This window comes from Tepidibacter hydrothermalis (assembly GCF_029542625.1).
GTDB classification, from domain to species: domain Bacteria; phylum Bacillota; class Clostridia; order Peptostreptococcales; family Peptostreptococcaceae; genus Tepidibacter_A; species Tepidibacter_A hydrothermalis.
This window is the reverse complement of record NZ_CP120733.1, coordinates 1,394,698-1,411,119: the sequence shown is the minus strand read 5'-3', so window position 1 is coordinate 1,411,119 and position 16,422 is coordinate 1,394,698. Positions and strand designations below refer to the sequence as shown.

Annotated in this window: 7 protein-coding genes; all 7 read right to left on the bottom strand. The window is 27.4% G+C overall.

What is annotated here, in order from left to right; all coding sequences use genetic code 11:
• Window positions 1-45: 45 nt before the first annotated feature.
• Window positions 46-1,428, bottom strand: a complete 1,383-nt coding sequence (locus P4S50_RS06220) for a peptide MFS transporter (protein WP_277733784.1) — start codon at window positions 1,426-1,428, stop codon at window positions 46-48.
• A gap of 889 nt (window positions 1,429-2,317) precedes the next feature.
• Entirely contained in the window at window positions 2,318-3,247 is a 930-nt protein-coding gene (locus P4S50_RS06215; protein ID WP_277733783.1) for a M15 family metallopeptidase, read from the bottom strand.
• A 218-nt stretch (window positions 3,248-3,465) separates the two neighbouring features.
• On the bottom strand, window positions 3,466-5,082 hold the full coding sequence (locus P4S50_RS06210) for an ABC-F family ATP-binding cassette domain-containing protein (RefSeq protein WP_277733780.1): 1,617 nt from the start codon (window positions 5,080-5,082) through the stop codon (window positions 3,466-3,468).
• A 115-nt stretch (window positions 5,083-5,197) separates the two neighbouring features.
• Window positions 5,198-5,686, bottom strand: coding sequence for a flavodoxin family protein (locus tag P4S50_RS06205; RefSeq protein WP_277733778.1), 489 nt, complete (start codon window positions 5,684-5,686; stop codon window positions 5,198-5,200).
• A 167-nt stretch (window positions 5,687-5,853) separates the two neighbouring features.
• Window positions 5,854-6,522 (bottom strand): deoxyribose-phosphate aldolase, encoded by a 669-nt coding sequence (gene deoC, locus P4S50_RS06200; protein ID WP_277733776.1) that lies wholly within the window; start codon window positions 6,520-6,522, stop codon window positions 5,854-5,856.
• A 92-nt stretch (window positions 6,523-6,614) separates the two neighbouring features.
• On the bottom strand, window positions 6,615-7,637 hold the full coding sequence (locus tag P4S50_RS06195) for a LacI family DNA-binding transcriptional regulator (RefSeq protein ID WP_277733774.1): 1,023 nt from the start codon (window positions 7,635-7,637) through the stop codon (window positions 6,615-6,617).
• A 290-nt stretch (window positions 7,638-7,927) separates the two neighbouring features.
• Window positions 7,928-16,417 (bottom strand): glycoside hydrolase family 94 protein, encoded by an 8,490-nt coding sequence (locus tag P4S50_RS06190; RefSeq protein ID WP_277733773.1) that lies wholly within the window; start codon window positions 16,415-16,417, stop codon window positions 7,928-7,930.
• Between the last annotated feature and the right edge of the window lie 5 nt (window positions 16,418-16,422).

Below are 16,422 nucleotides of genomic sequence, written 5' to 3'. Positions count from 1 at the left end.
ATTTATAAATCTATAATCAAAAAAAGATGATTAAATCATCTTTTTTTATTCCATCATAGATACTAATTTTTTATTTAAAGTTATTAATATTAAACCGACAACAATAGAAACAACTGCTATTCCGCCAAATATCTGTAAGTGTCCAAGCTTTTCTACATAAGAAGCTATATATCCTCCAACTATCTGTGCAACAAAGCTACTTAATAACCACACTCCCATAAGAGCTGATGCATATTTAACTGGAGCTATAGAACTAACCATCGAAAGACCTACTGGAGATAAACATAGTTCTCCTAAAGTGTGTAACAAGTATGCTCCTACAAGCCACATCATATTAGCTTTTATAGCTATATCATCCGATCCTCCTCTTTGTAAAACAGCTCCTACCATTAATAAAAATCCTAAACCTAGTAAAATTAATCCAAAAGCCATTTTAACAGGTATCTTTAAATCGCCTTGCTCTCTTTTAGATAACGTTATCCAAACTTTAGATAGTACAGGTGCAAGTAAAACTATGAAAAAAGGATTTAATGATTGGAACCAAGATACTGGTACTTCAAAAGATCCTATATTTCTATTTATATAATCTTGAGTATATATAGTAAGTGAACTTCCAGCTTGTTCAAATCCAGCCCAAAACACTACAACAAATGTAGCTAATATGAATATTACTGTCGTTCTCTCCTTTTCTTTCTTTGTAAGAGGTCTATCTATTTTTTCTTTATTATTCTTATCTTTTATCCCTACAGGTGCTTTACCTATATCTCCAAGATATTTATTAGCAAGTAAATTAAATACAATTTGTCCTAAAACCATTCCTATAGCAGCTGCCAAAAATCCATATTTAAATCCATATTGAACAATCATATTACCTTCTCTTATTGCAAAAGTGCTCTCTGCTAAAGTTCCACATATTAAAGGCGCTAAAAACGCACCAACATTTATTCCCATATAGAATATTGTAAATGCAGCATCTCTTCTTTTATCTCCATCAGGATATAATTTTCCAACCAAAGTAGATATATTTGGTTTAAAGAAACCATTTCCTATTATAAGTAAAAATAATCCTAAATATAAAAACGTTTTACTTTGTTGCGAAAATAGAGCCACTTGCCCAAGTGCCATAGTTATACCACCTATTGTAATGGCTTTTCTTTGTCCTAAATATTTATCAGAAATATATCCACCTATTATAGGTGTAAAATACACAAGACCAGTAAACCATCCATATATAAGAGCTGCTGTACTTTTTTCAATACCCAGTCCACCTTTTACTAATTCAGTAGTTAGATACATTATAAGAAGTGCTCTCATACCATAGTAACTAAATCTTTCCCACATTTCAGTAAAAAACAACATATACAATCCAGGAGGATGTTTTTTACTTTGTTCTACAACATTTTCTTCTTGATTTTGTGCTAAAGCCATTTAATCTCCTCTTTCTATTTAATTTTTTGCAAAATTAAAGTTTTTAATAAACTTGAATTCCGTTTTAAAATATAGTAAAACATTATTTTCTATACGATATTAACATTTTATTTTTTCATTTACAATAAAGTATATATTTCACACTATATTCTTAATTTTTCTTACATTATTTATTTTCTTTATCTTGATTTATTTTCTTTATATATTTTCTTTATTTTATATATATTGTTTTTTCTATATATTTCATTTTTTTACAAGTTAAATAAACAAAATAAAAAAGAAATCTTTAGTTTTTTTATAAAGATTTCTTTTTTATTCTGTTTATTTTATTAAATTTTCAGACCAAACAAATTTATTATATTCTAATGTTTACTAAAATGAGGTTAAAAGAAGAGATTGACAAAATCCATTTCATTAATAGTCATCTTATTATGTATAAATATATACATAATTTTTATGTTTTAAATTAAATATAAAATAATATTCTATCTTGATTTAGTCTAATATTTAACTTTTACCTTCAAACAAATATAGATGAGATTTAAAACTAATACACATTGTATCTATATTATTCTCTAAATGATTTAATAATTTAATCTAATTTCAAATTTAATAAATGTTTGATACATTCTTGCATTAGTTATTGTTAATTCATCAAAATAAACATTATGACTTTCATCTATCTGTAAATTCGCAATATTTATTTTTTATTTTTTTGCATCATCATTTATTACTCTATAATACATTTTTGTAATAATATGTCGATTTTATGGTTTTTCTACAGATAAACAAAATAATCATTTACTATTTTAGGCTATCCTACTATTTAGCTAGATATTAATTTATTGTACAAGACAAGAACAGTTAATTGTAATTTTTAAGCGTAGTATTATTTTATTTTATTATTTATTAAGTCTATATAAAGCATAGTTCTTTTATCCTTTATATCAGCGCCTTTATACCAAAGTTCAAAACCATCTACATTATCATTAAAATGTTTTGATTTATATATAAATTCTGGTCTATATTCAAAATGCAATATATCAAAATGTTTCCACTTCCCACCCCATATAAAGTTATTATTTTCAAATGTTTTAACAAGACTATCTGGATATGATTTTAATCTTTTTTGTCCTGCTTCTTTTGATGCCCATTTCCAGTAATCACTCTTATCACTTGCCAAATCAATAGCTATTCCAAATGAATGAGGACTTAATCTGCTTGTTCCAGATATAATTCTATAATTAAAAGTTCCACTTATAGGATATATATACTTATACATTTCATTATTAGACTTGCATATATTCACAACTTCATTTATAGATTTTTTTAAATTTTCATAAGCATTATTTTTATCATTGAATGCATAGTATTTATTCCCAAATTTAAAATTTTTCAAATTAATTTCTATTTGTTTTTTTGTGTTTCCATATACTTCTTGTAATAGCTGATAATGTCTTATTCTACCGGGGTCATTATCAGCTATATCATCTATACAATTTAAATTATATGCTTCTTCCATCATATCTTGTAAATCTGGATTATTTATTTTTTCTTGCATAGTTTTATTTTTTTTATCATCGTATAATATTTTATTTCCAGATTTCATTATTAAATATACTTTATCATCGCACATATCAATATCTACAATATGTCCACTGTACCCCATCATTAATGACAATATATCTCTTTTCATATTTACATTGTACTTTTTATTATCTTCAATTTTAAAAACCTGATAATCTTCATTATTTGAGCATATAAATAGTACATTTATAACCAATATCCCTATAAGTAAAAGAGTACATATCTTTTTCATTTATATCCATACCTCCTTATAAATTTTTTCGCCACTTTGAAATTTATATTATTAGTATTGTCTTTAATTCTATGTATATTTAATCCAAATTCAACCTTTTTTATGTTTTAAATTTTTTAACATTTAGATCATAGAAAAGATATAATATAGGTTGCAGAAATGGTGGAGTATAAAAAAGAAATGTATAAATAAAAAGAAGATGCTTAAGCATCTTCTTTTTATTTATACATTTCTTTTAATTTAGATTGTATTTCTTTATTTTCTAAATACTCATCAAATTTCATACTTCTATCCATTAATCCATTTGGAGTTATTTCTATTATTCTATTAGCTATAGTTTCTATAAACTGATGGTCATGAGATGTAAATAATACAGTTCCAGTAAAGTTGATTAATCCTTTATTTACAGATGTTATAGATTCAAGATCAAGATGGTTTGTAGGTTCATCTAGAACTAGTATATTTGCATTAGATAACATAAGTTTAGATAACATACATCTAACTTTTTCTCCTCCAGATAATACGTTTGCATTCTTAAGTGCTTCCTCTCCAGAGAAAAGCATTCTTCCTAAAAATCCTCTTATAAAACTTTCAGCTTTTTCTTCTGAATATTGTCTTAACCAATCAACTAATGACATTTCAACACCATCAAAGTAATCATTGTGATTTTTAGGTAAATAGTCTTGAGATGTTGTAACACCCCATTTAAAGCTTCCTTCATCAGGTTCACAAACACCCATTAATATATCAAACAATGTTGTTTTAGCTATTTCATCTCCTAAAAATATAACTTTATCGTCTTTGTTCAATCTAAAACTTATATTATCTAGAACTTTAACACCGTCTACAGTTTTAGATATTCCTTCTACTGTCAACAGTTCATTTCCAACTTCTCTTTCAGGACTGAATCCCACAAAAGGATATCTTCTTCTAGATGGTTGAATATCTTCTATTGTAAGTTTTTCTAATTGTTTTTTTCTAGATGTAGCTTGTTTTGCCTTAGATGCATTTGAGCTAAATCTTGCGATGAACTCTTTTAATTGCTTTACTTTTTCTTCTGTTTTTTTATTTTGATCTTTAGCCATTTGTAGCATTAATTGACTAGATTCATACCAGAAATCGTAATTTCCAACATACATTTGTATTTTCCCAAAGTCTACATCTGCCATATGAGTACATACTTTATTTAAAAAGTGTCTATCATGCGATACTACTATTACAGCAGTATCTTGTAAATCCATAATAAAATTTTCTAACCAGTTAATTGATTTAAAATCTAAGTGGTTAGTCGGCTCATCCATAAGAAGTATATCAGGTTTTCCAAATAAAGCCTGTGCCAATAACACTTTAACTTTTTCAGCACCAGATAATTCCTTCATTAGTTTATAATGTAAGTCCTTAAGTAATCCTAGACCCATTAAAATCATCTCAGCTTCTGTTTCTGCTTCCCATCCGTTTAATTCAGCAAATTCGCCTTCAAGTTCAGCAGCTTTTATTCCGTCTTCATCTGTAAAGTCAGTTTTTGCATATAATTCATCTTTTTCCTTAATTATTTGATGTAATCTTTTGTGTCCCATAATAACTGTATTAATTACAACTTCTTCATCATATTCGAAATGATCTTGTTTTAATACAGACAATCTTTCTCCAGGAGTTATAGCTATATCTCCTTCATTTGCTTCTACTTCTCCAGATAATACCTTTAAAAATGTAGATTTTCCAGCACCATTGGCACCTATTACCCCATAGCAATTTCCTTTATTGAATTTTATGTTAACATCTTTAAATAATTGTTTATCTCCATATCTTAATCCTATTCCAGTAGCCTGTAACATTGTTTTCCTCCATTTCATATTTCATGATCTTTATAAATGTACTTTATATATTCTACATTTTTAATAGTGTATTTTCAATAGTTTTTGAGTATTTACTTGTATAAAATGAAACTTTTTATATATTATGTTTGTATTTTATCTCTTCAACCCATTTTTCAGCTATATTTTTATTAACTTCTATATTTTTAGATACGTTTACAAAATCTTTAACACCTATTACATTATTCATATCTAGTTCAGATTTCATATTCTCTAAAGTTTTACCTGGACCTCCGTTATGAGTACAAAATAAGAATATTTTCTTATTTTTGATATCATATTTATCAAAAAATGTCCTTAACGCTGGTGTAAATGTTCCAGCCCACACTGGAGTTCCTATAATCAACAGGTCATATTCATCTATGTCTATTGATATAGGTTCAAGTTCAGGTTTTTCTTTCATAAAAACACTTTTCCCACCCCATAAATATTTCATAAATCCTTTTCTTTTAACTTCATCTTTAGGATTAATTTCTAAAATATCTGCATCTAAATTTTGAGCTATTATTTGAGATAATAATTTTGTATTTCCTTCAAACGAATAATAAATTACTAATTTCTTCATAATATACACCTCCAGATTATAATCCAACTTAATTAACGATATAGAATACTCTATATAGTAAATGACTCAAAAAATATTTATTTTCCTTAAAATACATAAAAAGGCATAATTTTCAATTTGAAAACCATACCTTTTTATTATATATTAATGTCCACTATTATTATATATTAATATCCACTATTTGAATCTTTATTTCCTGTAACTATGCTAATAGATGCACTTGCTCCAATTCTTGATGCTCCAGCATTTATTACAGCTTCTGCATCTGATGTACTTCTTACTCCACCTGAAGCTTTAACTCCTATATTCTCTCCAACAGTTTCTCTCATAAGCTTTATATCTTCTGGTGTTGATCCTCCTGTTCCAAATCCAGTAGAAGTTTTAACATAATCAGTACCTGCTTTTTTTGCAAGTTCACAAACTATTTTCTTTTCTTCATCAGTTAAATAACAAGTCTCGATTATAACTTTTACTAAAGCTTTGCCATCAGCTGCATCTACAACTGCTTTTATATCATTTTGAACATAATCATATTTTTTATCTTTAAGAGCACCTATATTTATAACCATATCAACTTCATCAGCACCTTTTTTAATTGCATCTATAGTTTCAAATGCCTTAACTTCTGAAGTATTTGCTCCCAAAGGAAATCCTATAACTGTACAAACTTTAACATCTGATCCTTTTAACTGCTCTTTTGCAAACTCTATATATGATGGGTTTATACATACTGAAAAAAAGCCATATTCTTTTGCTTCTTCACAAACTTTTTTTACAGCATCCTCTGTTGTTTGAGCTTTTAATACAGTATGATCTATGTACTTTGCTAATTCCATTTTAACCTCTCCTTTTTAATTTATATTTTAACCTATCAAAATTCAATAGTTTGATAAGGTGTATTTACCAACTTTGTATATCTTCTACTTTATTATGGTATAAATTTTTCTGATCCTTTTAAAACAAGTTCAGGGACTATTATCCTTCTTTTTATTTCATCATTTTGAGATACATTATTTAATTTGTCTATAAGCATTTTCATTCCTGCTTTTCCCATTTCAATAGTCGGTCCATTTACAGAACTTATATTCATGCCTAAAATATTTACTAAATCTAATTTATCAAATCCTATTATAGCCATATCTTTTGGAATATTTATATTTTGTTCATATAGTGCTTTTATAGTACCCAAAATCATCATATTACTAGTTACAAATATAGCACTTGGTCTGTCTTCCATGCTTAATATTTTCTTAGTGATTTCATATGAACTTTCATAATCAAAATCTCCATAGAATACATACTTATCTTCAATAATTATATTATTTTCATTCAAAGCCTTTACATATCCTTTAAATCTATCTTTAGTTATTGTATAATTTTGTTTACCATTAATTATAGCTATTTTTTTATGTCCGGCATTTATTAATGCCCTAGTAGCATCATAAGCTCCTTTTATGTGATCTATAAATATGCCACTAAATTCTGAATATTTAACATATCCATCAAGTAATATAATAGGAATACCTATATGCTCTAAAGTATTTAAATATTCACTACTAAAATGATCTTCTGCATATGTTGGAGTTATTATTATACCCTCTATTCTCTGTTCCTTTAATAGTTTAAGTGCTTTAAGTTCTTTATCTCTTTTATCATCAGTATTGCAAAGTATTATATTTAAATTATTTTCATCTGCTATTTGACTTATCCCCTTTATGATTTCTCCAAAGAAAGGATTGTTTATTTCTGGAACTATAATACCTATAGTATTTGTTTTACTAGTAGATAGACTTCTAGCGATTGCACTAGGTGTATAGTTTAATTCTTTAATTACATCCATCACTTTTTTTCTCGTTTCTTCTTTTACATATCCGGAGTCATTTAATACCCTTGATACGGTAGTTCGAGATACTTGTGCTTTTTTTGCAATATCTTTTATAGTTATAGCCATTCTGACTCGCCCCCAAAAAACTCAAGAATTCTTATACTGTAAATATGTTACCGATTCCACTTAAATTATACATTTTTTTCATTAATACTTCAATACAAATATATCAAATTATTCGTAATACTATTATAATTTATAAGTCATTCCCTTTATAGGATTGAATCACTCATATCCGAAACTGCTTGGTAACGTGCTTATTTTCTTAAAATCTAAGATTTATATAATTTCATTATATAGAACTAAAAATATAATTCAAGTGAATTGTACATATTTCACTTGAATTATATTTTATATTACCCTAAAATAACCTCAATATTGTGTTCTTTCTTATCATCTATAAGTTTTATCTTATTCGAATTTTTTTTGTTTCCATTTACAGTTATATACTTTACATTATTATTTACTTTATGAGGATTTTTAATTAATATACTATACTTAGATTCTCCATATTTATACTCTATAGAGTATTGTTTCCAATCGTTAGGTATACATGGATCTATTACTATTTCATCTCCATATTTTTTTAATCCTAAAATGTCTTCAATACCTACTTTATACATCCATCCTGCTGTTCCTGTATACCAAGTCCATCCACCTCTACCTATATGAGAATCAGTAGAGTATACATCAGCTGCCATAACATATGGTTCTACCTTATATTTTGAACATTCTTTACCAGTTCTAGTGTGATTTATAGGATTTATACTGTTGTACAGTTTCCATGCTTTATCTCCTTTTCCCATCATAGCATATGCTTTTATAACCCATGTTGCTGCATGTGTATATTGACCTCCATTTTCTCTAACTCCAGGTACATATCCCTTTATATATCCAGGATTTATATTTCCTTCATCAAAAGGAGGCGTAAACAGAAGAATCATTCCATCATCTTCTTTTACTAAATACTTGTTTAAAGATTCCATGGCTTCTTCTCTTCTACCCTTATCACCACCATCAGATATAACAGCCCAAGATTGTGCTAGTGAATCTATAATGCATTCTGAATTTTGTATAGATCCTAGAGGAGTTCCATCATCAAAATAAGCTCTTTTATACCACTTACCATCCCATGCATTTTCTTCTATTGAACTTAATATTTTTTTAGCATAATCATTGTATTTCTTTTGATTATCTAAATCATTCATTTTCTCACATATTTTTGAAAAACCACCTAAAATAGTGTATAAAAACCATCCAAGCCATACACTTTCGCCTTTTCCCTTATTTCCAACAGTACTCATACCGTCATTCCAATCTCCAGACCCCATAAGAGGAATACCATGTTCTCCAAATTTTAGAGATCTTTCAATACTTCTTATGCAATGATTATATACAGATCCTTTTTCCTTAGATACTCTAGGTGTACCATATCGCTCATCTTCTTCTTTTAATTCTTCCTCTTCTAAGAAATGAACTTCCTCTTTTAATATAGAATAATCTCCAGTATTTTTTATATACTCAATCGTTGCATAAGGTAACCAAAGTAAATCATCAGAAAACTTTGTTCTTATCCCCTTATCAGCCTCAGGTCCAGGATGCCACCAGTGCTGTACATCACCTTCAACAAACTGATGTGCACAATGAAGTAATATTTGTTCTCTAGTTTGATTTGGAATTAAATTTAGAGCATTCATAGAATCTTGAAGTTGATCTCTAAATCCATAAGCACCTCCAGATTGATAAAAAGCTGATCTTGCCCATATTCTACAGCATATATTTTGATAAGACAGCCAATTGTTTAACATCAAATCCATAGACTTATCTGGAGTCTTAACCTGAATTTTTCCTAGTATATCATCCCACATTTTAATTGACTTATCTAATGCATTCTTAGCTCTATCTACATTCGTATATTCATTTACCATATGATGTATATTTTGAATCTCAACATCTTGACCTAATAAGAATACAATATCTTTTTCCTCACCAATATCAAGTTCAATACAAGTTTGTATACATGCACATGGATCAAATCCAGCCCCTATATTATTTGATAACCCTTCTCTTTTTAAACTAGCTGGACTTTTCAATTCTCCATTAAATCCTAAAAATTCTAATCTATCACCTGTATAGGAACTAACCTTTTCAGAACATGCCATATAACTAATTTTAGGTGAATAATCTGGATTATAAGGATTTTTAATAATCATTATATCATCGTTAATATCTGTTATTACATATTTTTGCATAGTCTGATCACTAACTCCCATTACAGGTCTTATATAGTTTGTAAGAGTTAATTTTCTTTTACTATCTGACTTATTTTTAAGTTTAATCATACTAATCTTGATAGATTTATCAGTTGGAACAAACATAACAAGTTCTTGTTGTATTCCATTACTATCATGAATAAATTTTGAATATCCATGCCCATGATGCACTGTATAACTTTCCTTCTCTCTTATAGGAAGAGGAGTTGTAGTCCATATTCTACCACTATAATCATCTCTTATATATATAACCTCTGAACTTGGATCTATTACAGGATCATTTGACCAAAGAGTCAACTTATTTTCCCTACTATTTTCAGACCATGTATATCCAGAACCATTCTCAGATACTTGAAATCCAAATTTTTTATTAGATATTACATTTATCCAAGGTAGAGGGGTACTAGTCTCTTCAGTTATCCTTATAACATACTCTTTTTTATCTTTAGAAAATCCTCCATATCCATTAAAATAATCCAGATCTAACTGTTCATCTGAACTTTCATACTCTTTATCATCTTCATTAAACACTTTTTGTTCTATATCATAATCATAATCTTCATAATCTAATTGAGACTTAATAGACTCACATCCAGATTTTAAAACTATTCTTGCAGCTGAGTAAAAAAGAACTTGATCTTCTCTAGGAATCGTATTTGCATTCCTTATAAATATACCACCGTGCTTATCTATTAAATCATATCCATATTTCGACCTAACTGTTTCAATTATAAGATCCTGAAGTGGCTGTAAATAATTGCTCTCATCCTCATTCAAAATCAAAATATCAACAACTAATCCCTTCATCCTAAAATATTCATGAGCATTTAAAACTTGTTTAACAATATCTATTTCTTCTTCATTTTTTATACTGACAAGGACTATAGGTATGTCTCCAGATATTCCATAACCCCAAAGCGAATGTTGAGCCTTTATATTATTCTTTATTATATCTTGATACCTTCTTTTACTAGGACTTAAATATAGTATATGAGATATCATATCCTGATAAGTAGTTACTTCTTCTTCATCAAAATTTAAATAAGAACTCTCCACTTGGCTTCTAATATCTGATAATTCAAATATTCTATCCATACAAGATATATCATGATATTTTTTAGATAAACTCAATATATCTTCCATATTATCTGCAATAGAAGTAGTAAAAAACACATCCACACTACAACCAACATCTATATTTACCTTTTTCCTCAAACTCATTATTGGATCTAATACAGCTCCACAAGTATTAGTCAGTGGTTGATTCAAAGCTTTTGGGTTTTTGATATTATTACCTCGACCTATAAAATTACCTCTATTTGTTTCATACTCTAAATTACCTATACTATTAGCATTAGTAGAAATCGTATGAGACATCCATACTTTTTGCTCTCCTTCACTTCTTGGTCTTCTTGAACATATTATACTCTCATATTCTAAAACTGGCTTTGTTCTTATAAATAAATTAGTAAACGCTGGATGCGCAATATCAGCAGCCTGGTCTATAAGAACAGTTTCTAAGTAACTAGTTAATTCAATTATTGCAGATTCATTAGAATTGTTAGTAATAGTAACTTTTCTTATTTCAGCATCATCTTCTGTAGATACTATCACTTGTGTGTTTGTTGTTATATAATTATCTTTTCTTATAAATTCAGCCTTATCTTGATGGAATCTTACTTTATAATAATCTGGTTTAGTGTCTATAGGCTTATAAGTAGTTGAAAAAATATCGTTATTATTTAAATTTTTCACAAATATATATAACCCATAATTGCCAGTTACTAAGTCTTCTCTCCATCTGCTAATCTGTAATCTATTCTTTTTAATATATCCACATCCACAATCAGTAACCATACTCAAATATTTTCCATTTGATAAAATATGACATCTAGGAATTCCATAATTAATATCATCATATTCTCGAGTTACCTTAGGGGCAATATTTTTATCTTTCTCTAAAGGCTTTATCTCTTCCTTATACTCTTTAGTTATAATGCTTCTTACAGGTATCTTCTCTTGAAGAAGTATTTCTGCTCCTTTGACAGCTGGATCTGAATGAAATCTCTTTTGCATTATATTAAAATTCAAATAATTATTAATAGTTACAAAGCTCATTCCTTGATGATGCGCCATAAAACTTTCTACTATAGAGCTATCTTTATCAAGTGCCACTCTATCATTTGTAAAATCAATAGCTTCATATAATCCGTATTTTCCTTCCATTCCCATATTAATAAGTTTTTTAATATTTGTAATACAATCATTTTGATCAAACAATAAAGCTAACACAGTAGAATATGGAGATATAACCATATCTTTCGAAAGACCTCTTTTAAGACCCAGATCTGGTACTCCAAAAGCCTTATACTGATAATTCAAATCCATATCGAACTTATAATAACCTGACTCAGAAGTACCCCATGGCACATCTCTCTTCGTTCCATATTTTTTCTGAGCTCTAATTACAGTATTATATGTCTCATCTAAAAGTGAATTAGTATAATTTTTCATTATAAGAGGAGGCATAAAATATTCAAACATAGTACCAGTCCAAGAAACCAAACCTCTGTATCCATCAACTATAGATAAAGATCTACCTAATTTAAACCAATGCTTTTGAGGAATCTGTTTTTTTGCAACAGCAATATAACTTGTAAGCCTTGCCTCAGATGCTAAAAGATCATAATATGAATTTGTAAGCTTATTTGAATCTATATCATATCCAATTGAGAACAAATCTTTTTCAACATCGTACAATTTAGTAAAATCTGTATTATCTACAATGTCATCTATAGTTTTAGTTAAATCTATTATCGTTTCTTCAAATTCATCTATATTATTTATTAAATCAGATATAACTACGTTTAAAGAAATACTGTCCTCATTTTGAATTTTCATATCATCTATTTTTTTCAATATATCTTTATAAATTTGTCTAAGTGTTAATATATTTGTATTTATATTTACTTTCTCTACTAATTTATTCAAACCTTCAATAGTATTTAAATATCTCTTATGATGATCATTTAATAAAAAAGAATTAATATCATTTATAATACTTTTGATGAAATCACGTATATTCAAATCTGTATTATTATAAATTTGTTCATTTAAAAGCAACTCTACAAATAGTTTTTCAAAATCATTAATACATAAACTTTCTTTTTGAATAATAGAGTCTATATCTTCATATTCACAATCACAAACCATTATACTATCTCTAATTCCCTCTAAAATAGATCTATCTACTATAGGCTTACTAATATATTCTAACAATCCTTGCTTTAAAGTAATTAAATATCCTACAAAGTTACCACTATCTACAGTTGATATATATCTTGGCAATAAAACATTCAGATTTTTATTGTCATACCAGTTAAATAAATGTCCTTCATACTTTTCTAGCTTATTAATTGTTTCTAATGTGTTAGTTATTTTATTTAACATAGTTGTAGTAGATATATATCCTAAATCTCTTGCAGACATTATAGATATCAATAAAAATCCTATATTAGTAGGTGATGTTCTTTTAGCAACTCCATTATATGGATTTTCCTGAAAGTTATCAGCAGGAAGATAGTTTTGATCTTTTCCTGCAAACTTTTCATAGTATAGCCAAGTTTTTCTAGCTATTTTTCTAATTAGTATTCTATCTTCTTTATCAATATCAATTTTAGTATTTCTATCAATTTGCTCGCTTATTTTATAAGCTATAAATGGTGATATAAACCACAATAAGCATATTAAAAAAGCATATATAATATTTGTAGGATTTAAGATGTATACAAGTCCGAATGTAATAACAGATACATAAATACAAACCTGCATTCTTTTTAAATAACTATTCATATCATTTTTAATTTTCTTTTCTGCATCAGCAGCTGTTGTCCATTCTAATAAATTACTTTTAGATACAAAAACTCTATACAAAGTTCTACTTATAGCATCTAGCATTAAATATGACTGATATGGTAAAAAAGCGAATAAAATTAAAGCTTGATATAACAACTCTCTACATCCATATATCAAATCCGAATTCGTCTTTGTAGTTATATTTTTATAATATTTACATACTATACAGTTTATAAATTCTAATATTATAGGCAGTATAAATGCAAACACTGAAAAACCTACCCAACACCACCAATAACCAGGAAGAATAGTTAACCCTAATATAATTAAAATCAATGTAGAAACACAGTCTAAACTTCTTCTCAAATTATCTTTTATCTTCCATTTAGATAAAGTGGATAGTGGATTTTTTGAAAACAGCCATTTTATTAGCTGCCAATCACCTCTTATCCATCTATGAAGTCTCATACTAAAAGAACTATAATTAGAGGGATATGAATCTATAAGTTCTATATCTGTTGCAAGGCCAGTTCTTATATAACATCCCTCCAATAGGTCATGACTTAAAATACTATTTTCAGGAATAGATTTTTTAAGAACCTCATCAAATACATTTAAATCGTATATACCCTTTCCAGTGAAAATTCCTTCAAAAAACAAATCTTGATATACATCAGAAATAGCAGTAGTATAACTATCTATACCACCTTGCCCTGCAAATATTTTTGTGAACATACTTTTTCCTGTACTCTCAATATCAAGACCTATTCTAGGCTGTATGATACCATAACCATCTACAACCAAATTCCTATCTTTACTCAAAATAGCTTTGTTTAAAGGATGAGTTATAGTTCCTATCAATTTTTTAGCACTATCCATAACAAGATTTGTATCCGCATCAATAGTTATTACATATTTAATCTTATTTTGTATATGAGAAATATCTGATGATATCATAGAATAAGACGTGTTATTAGATCCTTTTAATAATTCATTTAATTCTACCAGAGCACCTCTTTTTCTCTCCCATCCCATCCATTTATTTTCCTGTTTTGAATACGTTCTATGTCTATGAAAATAGAAAAATATATCGCCTTTTTTATACTTTTCATTTAACTTTCTTATTTTCTTAAATGCTTTCTCTACTATAATCTCGTCTTTATCTGTAGTTTCTTGCTTCGAATCCTTAAAATCTCCAGCTATACAAAAATATATATTATCCTCTTTATTTGAATTATAATATACCTCAAGCTTGTCTATAAGCTCATCAACAGCTTTTTCATTTGTGATTAAAGTAGGTATTACAACCATAGTTGAAGCATCCTCACCTATACCATTACTATATTCTAATTTAGGTAAATAATCAGGTTCAACATTATGAGTTACAACCCAATTAACTAAACTTATACCAATAGTACTTGATGGTATATATGAAAAAATAAATGCCAATAAGCTAATATATATATTGCTAGACATTTTGTAAGAGTACATTGTCATCAATAAAGTTAATATCCATGTTATCATTATTATAGGCAAAAAATATATGACATAGGGATATTTCGTATTTTTATTTGAAATATCTTTATATCCAAAACATCCTAATAACTCTGTTATTCCATTTCCCACTATGTAATATCCAACATGATTTAACTTATTATCTTTATCATCTATCTTATTTGATAATTCAATAGCCTTTTGTGATATTTCAAATTCGGATATATTGTATTTTTTAGATATTTTTTCAATTTTTCTTCTATAGTAATCTCTACTCTCAAAATCCATTTTAATATATATACTACAAGGATCATTTTTTAAAATTTTTTCAACTACAGATAATGATTCAAATACACTTATCCAATTTAACTTAGAAACTTGATTTAAGCTCATTATAGAATTTCCCATTGCCATTTGTCTATAAGCCTGTTCCTTATGTTGAATGTCTATTATTTCATCTAAAGTTATATTATATTCAGACAAATTTTGTTCTATAAAGCTTTTTATTTTTCCTAAATCATAGTCTTCACTTCTCATTTTTTTCATCAAATATTCAATATAAAAAAAATCAATTTTATTTTCTTTATTAATTTCTTTTCTAATAAAGTTCATAAGTTCTTCATTATTTATATTTAGACTTTTTATATTTTCATACTTTAACTGATCTTTATAAATAAGTTCACAAATATTTCTTATTTTTTCAATAAGGCAACATCTAATCACAATAGACAAAGACCATATTTCTGCCATGGAAAGAATACTGTGTTTTTGATATGACTTTATAAATTCTATTATTACATTCTCATCTAATTTTGCATCAGTATGAGATACAAGTTCAAATAATATATCATATACTCTTGGAAATCCTTCAAATATACCATTTGCCAATATATTCAATTCTAAAAATCTGTCTTTATCTACTTCTTGTCTTACAAACTTAACTTCTTCCTCTAATTTGTAAAAATTATCTAATAGCCAATTCGAAGCTCCAGATAAATTTACTCTTTCTTCATCTATTTCATTTAAATGTTTATACAATTTAGATATAACATTATAATTATTATTCAATCTAGGTAATAAAGACTTACAGCTTGTATATTTTTCACTTACTATGTGTTTTTTAGCTATATTCATGCAGTGATTTTGAAGTTCTTCATTACTCAATAAAATATTATCCATACTGATATTTTCATATCCATCTATTTTTTTATTGTACTCACTCATATCTT